At 63.2% G+C, this 17,015-nt stretch carries 13 protein-coding genes; 11 read left to right on the forward strand and 2 right to left on the reverse strand.

What is annotated here, in order from left to right; all coding sequences use genetic code 11:
* Window positions 1-2 precede the first annotated feature (2 nt).
* On the reverse strand, window positions 3-908 hold the full coding sequence (locus tag IHE39_RS23340) for a branched-chain amino acid ABC transporter permease (RefSeq protein ID WP_192568128.1): 906 nt from the start codon (window positions 906-908) through the stop codon (window positions 3-5).
* Between the two features lie 93 nt (window positions 909-1,001).
* On the opposite strand from IHE39_RS23340, the gene IHE39_RS23345 reads away from it, so the two are divergent.
* The 11 genes from IHE39_RS23345 (at window position 1,002) to IHE39_RS23395 (ending at window position 16,327) form a co-directional block, all read left to right on the forward strand.
* On the forward strand, window positions 1,002-1,601 hold the full coding sequence (locus IHE39_RS23345; RefSeq protein WP_192568129.1) for a CGNR zinc finger domain-containing protein: 600 nt from the start codon (window positions 1,002-1,004) through the stop codon (window positions 1,599-1,601).
* Window positions 1,594-2,127 carry a hypothetical protein gene (locus tag IHE39_RS23350; RefSeq protein WP_192568130.1) on the forward strand — a complete coding sequence of 178 codons (534 nt, stop codon included), beginning with the start codon at window positions 1,594-1,596 and terminating at the stop codon, window positions 2,125-2,127. The genes IHE39_RS23345 and IHE39_RS23350 overlap by 8 nt, the downstream gene beginning before the upstream one ends.
* A 207-nt stretch (window positions 2,128-2,334) precedes the next feature.
* Complete coding sequence (locus tag IHE39_RS23355) at window positions 2,335-5,811, forward strand: indolepyruvate ferredoxin oxidoreductase family protein (protein WP_192568131.1); 3,477 nt, start codon at window positions 2,335-2,337, stop codon at window positions 5,809-5,811.
* A 139-nt stretch (window positions 5,812-5,950) separates the two neighbouring features.
* Window positions 5,951-8,260, forward strand: coding sequence for a putative bifunctional diguanylate cyclase/phosphodiesterase (locus tag IHE39_RS23360; RefSeq protein WP_184770606.1), 2,310 nt, complete (start codon window positions 5,951-5,953; stop codon window positions 8,258-8,260).
* 154 nt (window positions 8,261-8,414) lie between these two features.
* Window positions 8,415-9,194 carry an N-acyl amino acid synthase FeeM domain-containing protein gene (locus IHE39_RS23365; protein WP_184770605.1) on the forward strand — a complete coding sequence of 260 codons (780 nt, stop codon included), beginning with the start codon at window positions 8,415-8,417 and terminating at the stop codon, window positions 9,192-9,194.
* 47 nt (window positions 9,195-9,241) lie between these two features.
* On the forward strand, window positions 9,242-10,555 hold the full coding sequence (locus tag IHE39_RS23370) for an ABC transporter substrate-binding protein (protein ID WP_192568132.1): 1,314 nt from the start codon (window positions 9,242-9,244) through the stop codon (window positions 10,553-10,555).
* A 433-nt stretch (window positions 10,556-10,988) separates the two neighbouring features.
* Complete coding sequence (locus tag IHE39_RS23375) at window positions 10,989-11,237, forward strand: aa3-type cytochrome c oxidase subunit IV (RefSeq protein ID WP_184770603.1); 249 nt, start codon at window positions 10,989-10,991, stop codon at window positions 11,235-11,237.
* A gap of 291 nt (window positions 11,238-11,528) precedes the next feature.
* Window positions 11,529-12,875 (forward strand): Re/Si-specific NAD(P)(+) transhydrogenase subunit alpha, encoded by a 1,347-nt coding sequence (locus IHE39_RS23380; protein ID WP_192568133.1) that lies wholly within the window; start codon window positions 11,529-11,531, stop codon window positions 12,873-12,875.
* Window positions 12,875-13,297 carry a proton-translocating transhydrogenase family protein gene (locus IHE39_RS23385; protein WP_192567043.1) on the forward strand — a complete coding sequence of 141 codons (423 nt, stop codon included), beginning with the start codon at window positions 12,875-12,877 and terminating at the stop codon, window positions 13,295-13,297. The genes IHE39_RS23380 and IHE39_RS23385 overlap by 1 nt, the downstream gene beginning before the upstream one ends.
* Before the next feature lies 1 nt (window position 13,298).
* Window positions 13,299-14,696 carry an NAD(P)(+) transhydrogenase (Re/Si-specific) subunit beta gene (locus IHE39_RS23390; RefSeq protein WP_192567042.1) on the forward strand — a complete coding sequence of 466 codons (1,398 nt, stop codon included), beginning with the start codon at window positions 13,299-13,301 and terminating at the stop codon, window positions 14,694-14,696.
* A 134-nt stretch (window positions 14,697-14,830) separates the two neighbouring features.
* Complete coding sequence (locus IHE39_RS23395) at window positions 14,831-16,327, forward strand: hypothetical protein (protein WP_192568134.1); 1,497 nt, start codon at window positions 14,831-14,833, stop codon at window positions 16,325-16,327.
* Here the strand turns inward: IHE39_RS23395 and IHE39_RS23400 are convergent.
* On the reverse strand, window positions 16,324-16,956 hold the full coding sequence (locus tag IHE39_RS23400; RefSeq protein ID WP_184769552.1) for a LysE family translocator: 633 nt from the start codon (window positions 16,954-16,956) through the stop codon (window positions 16,324-16,326). The genes IHE39_RS23395 and IHE39_RS23400 overlap by 4 nt on opposite strands.
* Between the last annotated feature and the right edge of the window lie 59 nt (window positions 16,957-17,015).

The following is a 17,015-nucleotide window of genomic DNA, read 5'->3' on the forward strand; positions in this document are numbered from 1 at the left end:
GGTCAGACCAAGCTGGGAGCGTCCTTGCGGTCGCCGGTCAAGACCAGCATCGCCGCGAGCAGGCCATACATCCAGGCGTCGCGCCATTCGATCGGGAAGTAGCCGGCCCACAGCGCTTCGGACAGGCCGAAGGCTGCCGCGCCAACAGCGGCGCGGCCAGGAGCGTAGTAGCCGCCGACTGCGGTGATGAACAGGATCTTCAGGCCATAGACGAGCCCGGCGCCGAAGCCGAGATTGCCGTAGTAAAGGGCTGCGAGCACACCGGCCAGGCCGGCGCACAGGCCGCCGAACAGCAGCGCGCGATGGAACACATGTGAGGTGTCGATGCCGCAGAGTTTTGCGGCAAATGGGTCGTCGGCGACCGCCCGCCAGTGTCGGCCGAAATTCGAGTGCGCCAGCAGGAGCGCACCAAAGATGATGACCGCTGCGGCGATTGCCGTGTTGATCAGCTGGATTATGGTCAGCGTCACGGCGAAACTGCCGTTCGAGGCAAAGACCACCGGTGTCGAAAGCATTGGCGGCAGCCAATAGTCATGCGTGTCGGCGGCAATGCGGCTCAACTCCATCAGCACCAGCAGAACGCCAAGGGTGGCGGCGACAATGGCGTTGGGCGACCGGCCGGCAAGCGGAGCGAATACCGCGCGCGACAGCAACCGGCTGAAGAAGGCGGCATAAGCGAGCGCGATGGCGATGCCGAAGGCGATCGTCGCCGGCAATGTCAGCCACAGCGCCTGGTAGCCGTAGACGGCCGCCAGGATCATCGTCTGGCCGCAAAAGGCAAAGACGCCGCCATAAGCGAGGTTGGTGCGCTTGAGCAGGCCGTTGCCAAGCGCGTAGCCGAAGGCGAGCAGGCCGTAGATTGCCGCCGAATGCACGCCGTTGAGGAGCTGTTGGAAGAAATAGAGCATGCGCTGTCCGGCTGGGCGGCCACCTTCCGCGTCAGGCAAAACTGCGCCTTGGAATCTAACTTGTCAAATTGCGTTTACCAGTTAGATTTGGCTATGGCAGTTTCTTGGACCCGGCATCGCTTTTCTGGTGGCGCGCTTGCGCTCGACACCACCAACACCGTTGTGCTTCGCGGCGATGTCGAGCGCAGCTTCGACCGCTTCGCCGATCCAGCGGAGATCGCCCGCTTCGCTGCGGCTGCAAGCAGCTTTCGCGCCGACGAACTCAAGGGCAGGGCGCTTGCTGCGCCCGACCCACATGCGATCGCCGGCACGGTGATGGCAATCCGGGAAACCACCGACCGGCTGATGCGGCGCAACATTGTCGATGGCGTGCTTGACACAGCCGACCTGCCCGATTTCCTCAACGCCTGTGCTGATGGGCTTGCCGGGTCGCGCGAAAGCCTGGGTGCCGCAGCACCCTTCGGGTCCGCGCCGGAGCCGTTGGCGTTCGAGGCAGCACTTGCCGTGTCGGCGCTGTCGCTGCTGTCTGCCAGCACCATGTCGCGGCTTCGCATCTGCCCGAACTGCAACTGGCTCTTCGTCGACCGCAGCCGCAATGGCAGCCGGCTGTGGTGCGACATGGCTGTCTGCGGCAACCGCCAGAAGGCAAAGCGCCATTACAGCAGGCGCAAGGAGGAGGTGGCGAATGGCTGAGCGGAGGTTTTTGTGCGGGGCCTTTGCCCTTTTTGCTGTTGCTTCGCTGGCCTTGGCCGGCTGTCGCGACAGCGGCAAGGAAAGCGAGCATTTCGAACTGTCCGGGCGGCTGTTCGTCTTCAACTACCGCGTCGCGACGGTGCAATACCTGGTGACGCTGCGGCCGCTGAAGCCGGTCGGCGAAGGCGAGGTGGCCATCGCAACCTTCGAAAACCCCGACGGCGGCGAAGCGCTTGTCGTGCGCCAGCAGATTTGGCCGCTCAACGACAAGGTGACGATCAACAGCCCGCCGCTCGAATGCGTGGTCAAGGATCGGCCCTACAAGGTGTCGATCCGCATCGAGGATGCCAAGGGGGGGGTGATGCAGTCACTGGAGACGACGATGGTCTCAGCGCAGGACCAGTCGGTGCTGCCCGACAAGCCACTCGTCGTCGGCCCGCTTTACGAGCCCAATCCTGAGCTGAAGGGCCATCCGGGCGGGCATCTGCCCGGAGGTCGTGGCGTGACCTGTCCGCCTGCCGCCTGAGCTGTCCGGCTAACGGAAATTTTCGTGCGCGCGGACGGCCTTGGCTTTCGGATTCGTGCGTAGCCAGCGGCCATACGCAGCTTCGATTGTTCTTTTCGCCAAGCAAAGAAATTCGTTTGACGCGACAGCCGCGCCCGGAAAAGCTATCGCTAGGCTACCCAAGGTCAGCCGCCCGAATCGAGGGTGGTTGGGGCACAGGACATGCTGATGACGCTTCACGACGTCGCTCTCGACGACAAGTTCGATCTGGGCAAGGAGCGGATCTTCCTCTCCGGCGCCCAGGCCGTCATCCGCATGCTGTTAATGCAGCGCGAGCGCGACCGGCTTGCCGGCCTTGATACTGCGGGTTTTGTCTCGGGCTATCGCGGCTCGCCACTCGGCGGGCTCGATCTGCAGCTGTGGAAAGCCAAGACGCAGCTGGCGCAGTCCAACATCGTCTTCCAGCCCGGCCTCAACGAGGAATTGGCCGCCACCGCCTGCTGGGGCTCGCAGCAGGCCGAGCTTCTGGGCGAAGGCAAGCACGACGGGGTGTTTTCGGTCTGGTACGGCAAGGGCCCTGGCGTCGACCGCTCGGGCGATGTCTTCCGTCATGCCAATCTCGCCGGCTCTTCGAAGAAGGGCGGCGTGCTGGCGCTGATGGGCGACGACCACACCGCCGAATCCTCGACCAACGCGCATGCCACTGAGTTCCTGTTCGTCGACACGATGATCCCGATCCTCAATCCGGGCGGGGTGCAGGAATTGATCGACTACGGCCTCTACGGCTTTGCCCTGTCGCGCTTCGCCGGCACCTGGGCGGCGATCAAATGCGTCAAGGACAACATCGAGTCCACCGCGTCGGTCGATGCCTCGCTTGGCCGCCTCAACATCGTCATTCCCGAATTCGACATGCCATCAGGCGGGCTCAACATCCGCCACGAGCTCGACCAACTCGGCCAGGAGGCGCGGCTGCACGAATACAAACGCGCCGCCGCTTCCGCCTTCATCCGCGCCAACAACATCAACCGCATCGTCTATTCCGGCGGCCGCAAGCCCAAGATCGGCATCATCACGGTCGGCAAGAGTTTCCTCGACGTGCGCCAGGCGCTCGACGATCTCGGCATCGACGAGAGCCGCGCCAACCAGCTTGGTATCCGCCTGTTCAAGGTCGGTTGCCCGTGGCCGCTCGACATCGAGCACATCAGGGATTTTGCCCGCGACCTCGAGATGATCGTCGTCGTCGAGGAAAAGCGCTCGCTGCTCGAGGTCCAGGTGCGCGAGGAGCTGTACGGCACCGCGATGCAGCCGAAGGTCGTCGGCAAGAAGGACGAGCACGGCGACTGGCTGTTCCCGGCCAAGGGTGCGCTCGACCCCAACGACATCGCCATCGCCATCGGCGAGCGCGTGCTCAAGGTCATCGGCCCGTCGGAGGAGATCGCCGCCCGCGTCAGCCGGTTGCGCCAGTATCAGGCGATGCTGGCCGACACCACTGACGTGGCCTCGCGCACGCCGTTCTTCTGTTCCGGCTGCCCGCATAATTCGTCGACCAAGGTGCCGGAGGGCTCGATCGCCGGTGCCGGCATCGGCTGCCACTTCATGTCATTGTGGATGGACCGCAGCACCGTCGGCTTCACCGCCATGGGTGGCGAGGGGGCGCAATGGGTCGGCCAGGCGCCGTTCACCAAACGCGAGCACATTTTCCAGAATCTCGGCGACGGTACCTACAACCACTCGGGCACGCTGGCGCTCCGCTTCGCGCTCGCCTCCGATGCCAACATCACCTACAAGATTCTCTACAACGACGCGGTCGCGATGACCGGCGGCCAGCCGCATGAAGGCAGCCTGACCGTCGACATGATCGCGCGCCAGGTCCGGGCCGAAGGCGTCGAGCGTATTGCCGTCGTCACCGACGAGCCGGACAAATATGGCGGTCGTTCGCAGTTTCCCGTCGGCACGTCCTTCCATCACCGCGACGATCTCGACCTCGTCCAGCGCGAGCTGCGCGACATCAAGGGCGTCACCGTCCTGCTTTACGACCAGACCTGCGCTGCCGAAAAGCGCCGGCGGCGCAAGCGCGGCACCTTTCCCGATCCCGACAAGCGCGTCTTCATCAACGAGCTCGTCTGCGAGGGCTGCGGCGACTGCGGCGTCAAGTCGAACTGCGTTTCGATCCAGCCGGTCGAGACCGAATTCGGCCGCAAGCGCAAGATCGACCAGTCGAGCTGCAACAAGGACTTTTCCTGCGTCAACGGCTTCTGCCCGTCCTTCGTGACTGTGCATGGCGCCAAGATCCGCAAGGCCGAAGGCATCGCCGGCACCAGCGACGCGTTGCAGGGCGTGCCCGAGCCACGGCCATTGCCGCTCGACCGCGACGGCTGGGCCGCCATCATCGACGGCGTCGGCGGCACCGGTGTCGTCACCGTCGGTGCCATCCTTGGCATGGCGGCCCATCTCGAAGGCAAGGGCTGCGGCATGATCGACATGGCCGGCCTTGCCCAAAAGGGCGGCTCGGTGTTCACCCATGTCCGCATCGCCCGCTCGCCTGACGACATCAACGCCATCCGTGTCTCGGCCGGAAAGGCAGACCTGATCCTCGGCTGCGACCTCGTCGTGTCGGGCGCCAAGAAGGTGCTGGCGGCGGTGCGCGAAAACCACACCATCTTCGTTGCAAACACGGCCGAGATCATGCCTGGCGAGTTCACCCGTTCGGCCGACTTCTCGTTGCCGACGGAACGGCTGAAGAAGGCCATCCGCGACGCGGCGGGCGAGGTGAACGCGCATTTCTTCGACGCCACCCGCACAGCATCTGCCTTGTTTGGCAATTCGCTCGGCGCCAACATGTTCATGCTTGGCTTTGCCTTCCAGCATGGCGGCCTGCCGCTGTCGACCGAAGCCGTCGAAAAGGCGATCGCGCTCAACGGCGAGGCGGTGGCGATGAACGTCGCTGCCTTCCGCTGGGGCCGCCGCGCCGCCCATGAACCGGAATTCGTCCGCACCATGATCGGCCGTACCAGTCGCGGCGACGAGCCTGGCGTGGCCCAGACGCTCGACGAAATGATCGCGCGCCGCGCCAAGTTCCTGAAAGCCTATCAGGATGCATCTTATGCCGAGCGCTACATCGGCCGCATCGCTTCGCTCCGTGCCGCCGAGCACAAAGCCAAGCCGGGCTCGACCGTCGTCACCGAAGCCGCAGCGCGCTCGCTGTTCAAGCTGATGGCGATCAAGGACGAATATGAGGTCGCGCGGCTCTACACCGACGGCTCGTTCCAGCGCGAGCTTGAAAAGCAGTTCCAGGGCTACGACAGGCTCGAGTTCCATCTCGCGCCGCCGATCCTCGGCCGCAAGGGCGCCGATGGCGTGGCGCGCAAGTCGAGTTTCGGTCCCTGGATGATGAAGGGCTTCAAGCTGCTTGCAGCGATGAAGGGCTTGCGTGGCGGTGCCCTCGACGTCTTCAGCTACACCGCCGAACGGCGCATGGAGCGCGCACTGCTCGACCGCTTTGAGGCCGATCTCGAACTGATCCAGGGTGGGCTGACCAGCGACAACATCGAAGCGGCGGCAGCTCTGGCGTCGGTGCCGCAGCTGATCCGCGGCTATGGTCACGTCAAGCATGCGAGCGTCGAAAAGGCGTCGGGCGAGCGGGAGCGGCTGGTCAAACGGCTGAACGCCGCGCCGGCAAGTCCCACCCTCCAGGCCGCCGAATAGGCGATACGACTTGTTTACCTGAACCTAAATTAGAAGTTGTGGTGCGCGATTGAGTAGCGTTCCAGGCACATAAGTGGGCGCTTTCTAAGCCTTTCTTAAGGTGGATGTGGCAGTCCTTGGCCTCCCAGGCAGGCCTCGGATGCGCAGAAGAAACAACGAGATACCGGTCGACGTCTACATTCCCTTCGTGGAAACGCTTTTCCGCGATGGCTCGACGCTGGCTGTTGGTATGGTTGCGCAGACGCTCCTGATCGGCGTCGTCTGGTGGAAAACCGCTCATCCGCTCTATCTCGTCGTAGCACTGTTCATGGTGCTCGTCGCCACGTTGCGCATGCGAAACTTTCGCAAATACAACAGCTTGCCGGCTGCTACGACGTGGGAGGAGGCGCACAAGCGCGAAAACGACTACATCCTCTACGGCACGCTGCATGGCCTGGCGCTGGGTTCGTTCTGCCTGGCCGGCATCTATTTCGCACACGATCCCTTCGCCGAAATCGCCTCCGTCTGCGTGACCCTTGCTTCGGCAACCTCGATCGCCGGCCGCAACTATGGCTCGCCGCGCATGGTGATGATCTTCACCGTCACCATGACCTGGGCGATCTCGCTCGGCTTCCTGCTGCGCGGTGATTTCTACCACGTCTTCCTCGGGCTGCTTTCAGCACCGTTCCTCTACGCGATCCGGAAATTCGCCGACACGGTGCGCGACGTGCTGTTCACCGCAGTGTCAGAGGAAAAGAAGTCCAACCGGTTGGCTCAGCGCTTCAATCGCGCCCTCAACACCATGTCACATGGCCTGGTCATGCTCGGCCCTGATGGCCGTGTTGCGGTCGCCAATGCGGAAGCCGCCCATCTGATGTCTGTCAAATCGCCCGAGGCGCTGCTTGGCCGCTCGATCCACGGCTTGTTGATGCGTGGTGTCGCCGGTGGCCAGCTTGCGCTCAAGGATTGCCGCTACATCGAGGCGCAACTGACCCGCGCGCTGCGCGAGGGCAGGGACCGCAAGGTCCTGGTCTCGCTCGCCAACGGCCAGTGCCTGGAGTTCTCGGCGCGCGAAGGCAGCCAGGAACTCGGCGTCATCACCTTCGAGGACGTGACCGCCCGTGTCGCCGCCGAAGAGAAGATCCGTTTCATGGCCCGCTACGATGGCCTGACCGGGCTGCCCAACCGCGCCTACTTCCACGAAGTGGCGGCTGAATGCATCCTGTCTGGTGACCGCGACCGGCTTTGCGCGCTTGCCGTGCTCGACCTCGACGACTTCAAGAGCGTCAACGACACACTTGGCCATCCGGTCGGCGATGGGCTCATCTATGCAGTCGCCGAGCGGCTGGCGGCGTTTGCCTCCGACACCGTCAAGGTCAGCCGCTTCGGCGGCGACGAGTTCATGATCTATTTCGACAAGGTCGACGACGAGAGCCATCTCAAGCTGATGCTCGACCGGATCTTCGCCGAAATGCAGGGCGAGGTCGATGTCGCCGGCCATGCGCTGCGCATCCAGGCCAGCGGTGGCGCCGTGCTCGGCAAAGTGCGCGAATCCGACGTCGATGCGATGATCGTCAAGGCCGACCTGGCGCTCTACAAGGCCAAGGAGTCAGGCAAGAACAGCTGGCATCTGTTCGAAGCGGTGATGGATGCCGCCTTCCGCAATCGCCAGCTGATGAAGGCCGATCTGCGCAATGCGGTGGAAGCCCGTGCCCTGCGTGTCGTCTATCAGCCGATCGTCTCGATGAGCACGATGCGCATCGCCAGCTGCGAGGCGCTGTGCCGCTGGGACCACCCGGAGCTTGGCCCGATTTCGCCAGCAACCTTCATTCCGCTGGCCGAAGAGATGGGCATCATCTCTGGCATCAGCACATTCGTGCTGCAGGCTGCCTGCGCCGAATGCGCCAAGTGGCCGGCCCCGATCGGCGTGTCGGTCAATCTGTCGGCCAAGGATTTCCGCGATCGCGATGTCGTCGACAAGGTGCGCGACGCGCTCGCCGCGTCGGGCCTGGCGCCGCACCGCCTCGAAATCGAGGTCACCGAGACGGCGCTGCTCGACGACAAGTCGTCGACACGCAGCTTTATCGAAGAACTCAAGGCGCTCGGCGTGCGCATCGCGCTCGACGACTTCGGAACCGGCTATTCCAGCTTGAGCTATTTGCACAAGCTGCCGCTCGACAAGGTCAAGATCGACCGCAGCTTCCTGGCCGATGTCGCCCAGAACCCGCGTTCGCTGAAGTTGCTGAAGGGCATTGTCGATCTGTCGCGCCCGCTCGGCCTGTCGGTCACGGTCGAAGGCGTCGAGACCTTCGAACAGCTCAAGATCCTCGCCGTCGAGGTGCATCCCGACCTCGTTCAGGGCTTCCTGTTCGGCTCGGCGCTGTCGTCATCAGGCATTGAAACCATGTCCAACACCGTCTGGCCCTTCGCCAAGGACATCGGTCTCGCACGCATTTCAGCCCGTCGTTGAAGTAAGCAGAGGCAGGGCGCCCAAGTGGCAAAAGCGCTTGATCTTCCGTTAATTGTTAACCTTAACGGAAGGTAAATAGAGACAGTTTGAATTTCATCTTTACATCACCCCGGCCTCCGCTACCCTTCGACTGGGCGGAAGTACGGGGAATACCATGACGATCCATCAAGCAACGTCGGGCGGTGACGCCGACGTTAAGAGTAGCAGTGTTTCCGGTGAAAGCTCGAGTTTCGCGAGCCACGTTTCAAGCCTGCTCGAGCGGGTCGAATACCGTCGCTGCGACAAGGGCGAGGACCTCGAAGACATCTACCGCCTGCGCTACAAGTCCTACCGGCTGAGCGACATGGTGTCGGAAAACGCCGACCACACGATCCATGACGATCTCGACGAGACCGAGAACTGCTACAAGTTCGGCATCTACATCGATGGCCAGCTGGTCAGCACCCTGCGCATCCATCATGCCTGCCGCGAAACGCCGGCGTCGCCATCGACAACCGTTTATGGCGATATCCTGCGTCCTCAGCTGGCAGCCGGCGCCAACTTCGTCGATCCCAGCCGCTTCGCTGCCGATCCTGACTGGTCGCGTGTCTATCCGCAGATCCCCTATCTCACGCTTCGCCTTGCCGGCATGGCCTGCTTTTATTTCGAAGCGCCTTACTGCCTGTCGACCATCCGTCCCGAGCATGCGGGCTTTTATCGCCGCATCTACAAGTCGGAACAGATCGGCGAGCTGCGCGATTATCCCGGCCTCAACTACCGCGTCGTGCTCTACCGTGCTGACGTCAACAGCATCCGTGAGCGTTCGTTCCAGCGGTTCCCATTCTTCAAGTCGACGCCGATGGAGCAGCGGCTGATGTTCGGCAAGGCGCCGATGGGTGAGCTGGCGCCACTGACCATCCTGCCGACGGCAAAATACTATCGCGAAGCTGCCTGAGCTTGGCGTAAGGTCGGCGGCACTGTGATCCGGAATCTGCGGGAACAATGACGACGCCTGTTACCAAGCTCCTTTTGCGGACAGCGCTGCTGCTTGGGTCGGTCCTGCCCGCGCCGGTGCGGGCCGCCGAAGACACGCTCGCCATTGCCAACATGACGTTCCGCACCGGTCCGTACGCGGCTGCCGGCACGCCGCTGATGGACGGCCAGCGCGACTACATGCTGATGCTCAACGAGCGCGACGGTGGCATCAACGGCATCAAGCTGAACTATGACGAGTGCGAAACCGGCTTCAGCGTCGACAAGGCCACCGAGTGCTACGACAAGGCCAAGGCATCGAGCCTGGTCACCCAGCCCTGGTCGCCCGCCATCACCCTTGAACTGCTGCCGAAGGCAAGCGCCGACAAGGTGCCGGTGCTTGCGCCGGGATACGGCTTCTCGGCCATATCAGACGGCAAGCATTTTCCCTGGGCTTTCAATCCGCCCGTCAGCTACTGGGACGGCGCCTCGATGATGCTCAAGGGCATATCGGGCGACGACCTCGACAGCCTGCGCGGCAAGAAGGTCGTTCTGTTGCATCTCGACGGTCCTTATGGCGAGGAGCCGATCCCGCTGCTCCAGGCCTATGCCGACAGCTTCGACTTCACGCTCCTGCCTGTGCCGGTGGCAGCCAAGGAGATGCAGAGCCAGTCGTTGCAATGGGCGAAGATCAAGAGCGAGAAGCCTGATTTCGTGCTGCTGTGGGGATGGGGCGCGATGAATGGCGGCGCTCTGGCCGAGGCGGTGAAGTCGGGCCTTGCCATGGACAGGCTGGTCGGCATCTGGTGGTCGGCCAACGACGATGACCTCAAGCTGGTGGGCGAAGCCGCGAAGGGCTACCGCGCCCTGTCGTGGAACCTGCCTGCGCTGGATGCGGAGGTGATCAAGGACATCCGCAAATATGTTGTCGATGCCGGCAAGTCGCAGACGCCGCTCGAAGCGCTCGACAAGGTGTTCTACCAGCGCGGCGTCTTGATCTCGATGCTGTCTGCCGAAGCGATCAAGGTTGCCCAGGAGCATTTCGACAAGAGGCTGATCAATGGCGAGCAGATGCGCTGGGGCCTCGAAAACCTCAAGCTCGACAGTGACAGGCTGGCAGCACTCGGAATGGCAGGCATGATCGGCCCGTTCGCCACCTCCTGCGCCAGCCACGCCGGCAATGGCAGCGCCTGGTTGTTGCAGTGGGACGGTGCCAAGTTCGTCCGGGCATCGCACCCGCTGACCGCCGACCGTGAGATGATCGCGCCGCTTGTCGATCAGCAAGCCGGCAAGTTCGCCGCAGCGCACACGCCGTGGCCGCTCAACGAGGCCTGCAAGAACTAGGAGGCCTGCAAGAACTAGGAGGCCTGCAAGAACTAGGAGGCCTGCAAGAACTAGCGCCTTTTGCGCACGGCGCTTGGTTCCCAGGGTGCGGCATGTCCTGGCTCGCCGGCAAGCTGGAGCCCATTCTGGCCCGTCTGCAGGGCAGGCGCATGAGCCCGCCCTCGACTGTTCGAGCCCGATGTGGCGTGCCGCTGTGCGACCGGTCCCGCCTCATCGCAACCATCCAACTGCCGCTTGCGAAGCCATCGCTACCTCCGTCTTGCGATATCAGTCGTCACGAAAGCCACAAATAACTTGACGTTTGATCAAATGAGCATTTATTTCCCTACTGGGGATTGATAATCTTGTCGCAGCCAAAGGGGCAATCTTTCCATTGCCCTGCAGCGCGCATTTAGGTATGTGCCCTTGAACTCGTTTTCCGGAGGGGACTCTCATGGCTGATAACACGCCGACCGGCCCGATCGAACTTGGCGCGCAGATGGATTACGCCGAGCACGAGAAAACCTATTCGATGTTCATCATGCTGTCTAAATACGGCACGCTGGGCTGCGTCGCGCTGATGATCGCCATGGCTTTCGGCTTTTTCACGCCGGCCGGGTTCTTCTCCAGCGTCGTACTGTTCCTGGTCCTCTGCGGCGTTGGCGGCTACCTGCTGCGCGACGTGCCGACCCACATTCGCTGATTGATTTCCTGGCAGTCGCGGGTTTCCCGCGCCGGTTCGTCTCGCGGCCAGTTTCCGGCCGAAGCTGAACGGGCGATCTTCTTGCGAAGAGCGTGGACCAAAAGCGGCTGCAAGCAATAACCTTGCCGGCGGAAGCGCCCGGCAAGGCACTGTCCTGATACGTTTTTGGTGCGGGTGCGTCGGCGGCTTCTTCGTCACTACCCATTGTAGATTTCGTTGGTAAGGCGCCGACGCGTCTGTGTGCGTCCGGCACTTTACGTTTGGTAAGGTTCCAACCGAAAGGACGTCACGGTGGGCCAGACGATATTCATACCCAGAGAGCTTGAAGCGATTGAGAGCCGCGTTGGTGCTTCGCCGGATACGGTGAAACGCCTTGTCGGGCTTGGTTTTGCCGTGGTTGTCGAAACTGGGGCAGGGACCTTGTCGCGCATTCCCGATGCCGATTTCGCCGCCGTTGGCGCCGTCATCGGCAAGGCATCCGATGCTGCGAAAGCAGATGTCGTGCTGAAGGTGCGCCGTCCCAGCGAGGCTGAGCTCAAGGGCTACAAGCCAGGTGCCGCGGTGCTCGCCACCATGGATCCTTATGGCAACGACGCTGCGGTCGCTGCGATGGCCAAGGCCGGTGTGACGGCCTTTGCCATGGAGTTCATGCCGCGCATCACCCGGGCCCAGGTGATGGACGTGCTGTCGTCGCAGGCCAACCTCGCCGGCTACCAGGCCGTCATCGACGGTGCTTCGGAATATGACCGGGCGCTGCCGATGATGATGACCGCGGCCGGTACTGTTCCTGCGGCCAAAGTGTTCATCATGGGTGTCGGCGTTGCCGGCCTGCAGGCGATCGCCACCGCGCGCCGCATGGGTGCGATCGTCACCGCCACCGACGTACGTCCGGCGGTGAAGGAACAGGTCGCCTCGCTCGGCGCCAAATTCCTCGCTGTCGAAGACGAGGAGTTCAAGGCAGCGGAGACCGCTGGCGGTTACGCCAAGGAGATGTCGAAGGAGTACCAGGCCAAGCAGGCGGCACTGACTGCCGAGCACATCGCCAAGCAGGACATCGTCATCACCACCGCCCTGATCCCGGGCCGTCCGGCGCCAAAGCTGGTGTCGGCTCAGATGGTCGCTTCGATGAAGCCGGGTTCGGTGCTTGTCGACCTCGCCGTCGAGCGCGGCGGCAATGTCGAAGGTGCTCAGCCAGGCAAGGTCGTGACCACCACCAACGGCGTCAAGATCGTCGGCCATCTCAACGTGCCAGGCCGTGTCGCGGCTTCCGCCTCGCTGCTTTATGCCAAGAACCTGTTCGCCTTCCTCGAGACCATGGTCGACAAGACGAGCAAGCAGATCGCCATCAACCGCGACGACGAACTGGTCAAGGCAACCATGCTGACCGACGGCGGCAAGGTCGTGCATCCCAACTTCGTCAATGCGGCAGCTGCCGCAGCGGACAAGCCAAAACCGATCGTTGCGGGCCAAAACCGCGGCGACGATCCGGCAAGCGATGGTACCGCCAAGGCAGCGCCGAAGAAGGCAACGCCGAAGACAGTTGCCGCCAAGGCTGACAAACCGGCGGCCGCCAACAAGCCCGCCGCTGCCAAAAAGCCGGCTGCCCAGCCGAAGAAGTCATCTCAGGGAGACGCGTGATGGAAGGTCTTCAAAAAGCCCTCGACCAGCTCGACCAGGCGGTCGCTGCCGTCCGGCTCGGCGTCCAGGATCTCGCCACATCAGAAGGTGCGGCGGAAGCCGCCGGCAATGCGGCGCACGCCGTCACTGGCGGAGCGATCGACCCGTTTGTGTTCCGCTTCGCCATCTTCGTTTTGGCGATCTTCGTCGGCTACTACGTCGTATGGTCGGTGACACCGGCCCTGCACACACCTTTGATGGCGGTGACCAACGCGATCTCCTCGGTCATCGTCGTCGGTGCGCTGCTGGCCGTCGGCATTGCCGCATCGGGCCTTGCCACCGGCTTTGGCTTCGTTGCCCTGGTGCTGGCCTCGGTCAACATCTTCGGCGGCTTCCTCGTCACCCAGCGCATGCTGGCGATGTACAAGAAGAAGGACAAGTGACGTGACCATTAACCTCGCTTCCTTCCTCTACCTCGTCTCCGGCATCCTGTTCATCCTGGCGCTGCGCGGCCTGTCGCACCCGACCACCTCCCGCAAGGGCAACACCTACGGCATGGTCGGCATGGGCATCGCCATCGTCACCACGCTGGCGCTGGCCAAGCCATCGGCGACCGGCCTCGGCCTGATCGTGCTCGGCCTTGCCATCGGTGGCGGTGTCGGTGCTGTCACCGCGCGCCGCATCGCCATGACCTCGATGCCGCAGCTTGTCGCTGCCTTCCACAGCCTTGTCGGCATGGCCGCGGTGATGGTCGCGGCAGCCGCGGTCTATGCGCCCGAAAGCTTCGGCATCGGTGCGGTCGGGGCCATCCACGGCCAGGCCCTTGTCGAGATGAGCCTGGGCGTCGCCATCGGCGCCATCACCTTCACCGGCTCGGTCATCGCCTTCCTCAAGCTCGATGGCCGCATGTCGGGCAAGCCGATCATGCTGCCGGGCCGCCATGTCATCAACGCAGCTCTTGCCATTGCGCTCGTGGTGCTGATCGTGCTGCTCGTCACCACCCAGTCGACGACCATCTTCTGGCTGATCGTGGCACTTTCGCTTGCGCTCGGCGTGCTGCTGATCATCCCGATCGGCGGTGCCGACATGCCGGTGGTCGTCTCCATGCTCAACTCCTATTCGGGTTGGGCTGCGGCAGCGCTCGGCTTCACGCTCGGCAACCTCGCGCTGATCATCACCGGTGCCTTGGTCGGCTCGTCGGGTGCGATCCTGTCTTACATCATGTGCAAGGGCATGAACCGCTCGTTCATCTCGGTCATATTAGGCGGCTTCGGCGGCGAGACGGCAGCTGTGGTCGACGACGGCATCCAGCGCACGGTCAAGACAGGTGCCGCCGACGACGCGGCCTATCTGATGATGAACGCCCAAAAGGTCATCATCGTGCCGGGCTACGGCATGGCAGTCGCCCAGGCCCAGCATGCGCTGCGCGAGATGGCCGACAAGCTCAAGGCCAATGGCGTCGAGGTGAAGTATGCCATCCACCCGGTCGCCGGCCGTATGCCCGGCCACATGAACGTGCTGCTCGCCGAGGCCAACGTGCCTTATGACGAGGTCTTCGAGCTCGAAGACATCAACTCCGAGTTTGCCCAGGCCGACGTCGCTTACGTCATCGGTGCCAACGACGTCACCAACCCCTCGGCGCGTGACGACAAGAGCTCGCCGATCTATGGCATGCCGATCCTCGACGTCGACAAGGCGCGCACCTGCCTGTTCGTCAAGCGCAGCTTGGGCTCCGGTTACGCCGGCATTGACAACACGCTGTTTTACAAGGACGGCACCATGATGCTTCTCGGCGATGCCAAGAAGATGACCGAAGAAATCGTCAAGGCCATGGATCACTGAGCCAACCAGCCCAGCCAACCACCACCTCGACAAACAAAAGCCCGGGACATGCCCGGGCTTTTTTGTTGGTTGGAACTGACATACGCTGCCGAACTTGCTGGATCATCTTCGCGCTTGGCAGGGGGGATTTGCCGATGAATGTCAGTCCCGCACCCAAACGACCGTCAGCCAGGGACAATCCGCGCCAGGCCGTGGTCATCGTCCATGGCATGGGCGAGCAGCGTCCGATGGACACCATCCGCGGCTTCGTCAGCGCTGTGTGGAGTTCCGATCTCAGCCGCACCGAGGGCCGGTTCGGCGCGCGCAAGCCAGATCCCGATGGCAATGGGCTGATCAACAAGAGCTGGGTTCACCCGGACCGGCGCGCGCGCTCCTACGAGCTGCGCCGCATCACCACGCCCGACGACGTCAACGGGCGGCGAACCGAATTCTATGAGCTCTACTGGTCCGACATCACCCAGGGCACCACCATCCAGCGCCTGGTTGCCTGGGTGAAGGGCCTTTTGCTGCGCAAGTGGTCTGACGTACCCGTCGATGCACGGCGGCTCTACATCGCCGCCTGGGTGGTTTCAGTGCTGGTTGCAGCCCTGCTGGTCGTGCCCAACCTGATCGAGTGGTTCGGGCTTGGAACGTGGCTCGCGCCGGGCTGGGTCTGGAGTCTTGCCGCTGTCGTCGTCGGCTGGCTGATCAGCAGTTTTCTGCTGCCTTATTTCGGCGATGTCGCCATCTACGTCCGCGCCGAACCCGACACCATCGCCAAGCGCACCGAAGTTCGGGAGAGGGGGCTTGCGTTGTTGCGCGGGCTGAATGACGACCCGACATATGACCGCATCGTCGTTGTCGCCCACAGCCTTGGCACCATCGTTGCCTACGACATCCTGCAGCTGCTGTGGGCCGAACGCGCTCCGAGCGGCCGCAATAACCGCACCGAGCCGGAACTGCTCAAGGCGTTCCGCGCCGTCGGCAAGAAAGCACTGCCCATCGACAGCGCCGAGCGGGCCAAGGTTGTGATGGATGCAGCCCAGCTGGCCGAATTTCGCAGCCTGCAATGGCAGCTCTATCGTCAGTTGCGCACCGCACCGTCCGACAAGCTCGACAGCTGGAAGGTCAGCGACTTCGTCACCTTCGGCAGCCCGCTCACCCATGCCGAGTTCCTAGTCACGCACAATGCCGCCGACTTTGCCAAGGCTGTCGACGAGCGGCTGCTGTCGACCTGCCCGCCGGTGGCGGAAACCAAGACGTCGGGCATCCTCTATCCCCAGAGGTCGCCGAGATATCCGCATCATGCCGCGATCTTTTCGGCGACGCGCTGGACCAATATCCATGACAGGGGCAATGGCTGGCTGACCGGCGATCCGATCTCCGGTCCGCTGGTCGAGAATTTCGGCCCCGGCATTCTCAACATCCAAGTCAGCCTGAACTGGGCGCTCGGCCGTATCTTCACGCATACCAATTACTGGTCGACGTCAGCTCAGGGCTGGGAGGTGCTGGCATCGGGCGAGCGTGGTTTGCGCAGCCATCTCGACGTGTTGCGCGATGCCGTCGACCTTGGCCGCAAGGCCGACCTGGTTCCGCCCGTGCCGAAGCCTTCTGTCCGTCGGCGCAGGAAGCCGGCGGGTCCCACGGTCTAGCGCTGGGCTTCGGTTGCCATCTTCACTGCCAGGCCGGCGAGCACCGTGCCCATCAGCCAGCGCTGCACCGCGACCCAGCCGGGGTTGTTGGCGAGGAACGTCGAGATCGAACCCGCCGACAGCGCGATCATCGCATTGACCGAGACGCTGATACAGATCTGGATCGTGCCGAGCAGCAGCAACTGGGCCAGCACGTTGCCGGCCGCCGGGTCGATGAACTGCGGCAGCAGCGACAGATAGAACACTGCGACCTTGGGATTGAGCAGGTTGGTGAAGAAGCCCATGGCGAACAGCTTGCGCGGGCCATCCCTAGGCAATGCGCGGACGTGGAACGGCGAGCGGCCGCCCGGGCGGATCGCCTGCCAGGCGAGCCAGAGCAGATAGGCAGCGCCAGCGAAGCGGATGGCGTCATAGGCGTAGGGCACGGCGAGCACCAGTGCGGTGATGCCGAAAGCCGCGCACAGCATGTAGACGACGAAACCGAGCGCCACCCCGCCAAGCGAGATCAGGCCGGCCCTGGGGCCCTGGCTGAGCGAACGCGACACCAGGTAGATCATGTTGGGACCGGGCGTCAGCACCATACCAAGGGCAATAGCCGCGAATGCGATGAGGCTGGCTGTCTCGGGCATGCTATTCCCCTCGTGGCGCGATGATATCGAGGGAATGGTTATCGACTGTTGCCGCACCT

The sequence above is a fragment of the Aminobacter carboxidus genome (assembly GCF_014863355.1).
GTDB lineage: Bacteria > Pseudomonadota > Alphaproteobacteria > Rhizobiales > Rhizobiaceae > Aminobacter > Aminobacter carboxidus.

Excerpts from the sequence above, each read along its gene's own strand:
- IHE39_RS23370 (WP_192568132.1), top strand. The coding sequence starts at position 9,242 with ATGACGACGCCTGTTACCAAGCTCCTTTTGCGGACAGCGCTGCTGCTT.
- IHE39_RS23350 (WP_192568130.1), top strand. The coding sequence starts at position 1,594 with ATGGCTGAGCGGAGGTTTTTGTGCGGGGCCTTTGCCCTTTTTGCTGTT.
- IHE39_RS23375 (WP_184770603.1), top strand. The coding sequence starts at position 10,989 with ATGGCTGATAACACGCCGACCGGCCCGATCGAACTTGGCGCGCAGATG.
- IHE39_RS23400 (WP_184769552.1), bottom strand. The coding sequence starts at position 16,956 with ATGCCCGAGACAGCCAGCCTCATCGCATTCGCGGCTATTGCCCTTGGT.
- IHE39_RS23345 (WP_192568129.1), top strand. The coding sequence starts at position 1,002 with ATGGCAGTTTCTTGGACCCGGCATCGCTTTTCTGGTGGCGCGCTTGCG.
- IHE39_RS23385 (WP_192567043.1), top strand. The coding sequence starts at position 12,875 with ATGGAAGGTCTTCAAAAAGCCCTCGACCAGCTCGACCAGGCGGTCGCT.
- IHE39_RS23365 (WP_184770605.1), top strand. The coding sequence starts at position 8,415 with ATGACGATCCATCAAGCAACGTCGGGCGGTGACGCCGACGTTAAGAGT.
- IHE39_RS23360 (WP_184770606.1), top strand. The coding sequence starts at position 5,951 with ATGCGCAGAAGAAACAACGAGATACCGGTCGACGTCTACATTCCCTTC.
- IHE39_RS23355 (WP_192568131.1), top strand. The coding sequence starts at position 2,335 with ATGACGCTTCACGACGTCGCTCTCGACGACAAGTTCGATCTGGGCAAG.
- IHE39_RS23340 (WP_192568128.1), bottom strand. The coding sequence starts at position 908 with ATGCTCTATTTCTTCCAACAGCTCCTCAACGGCGTGCATTCGGCGGCA.
- IHE39_RS23395 (WP_192568134.1), top strand. The coding sequence starts at position 14,831 with ATGAATGTCAGTCCCGCACCCAAACGACCGTCAGCCAGGGACAATCCG.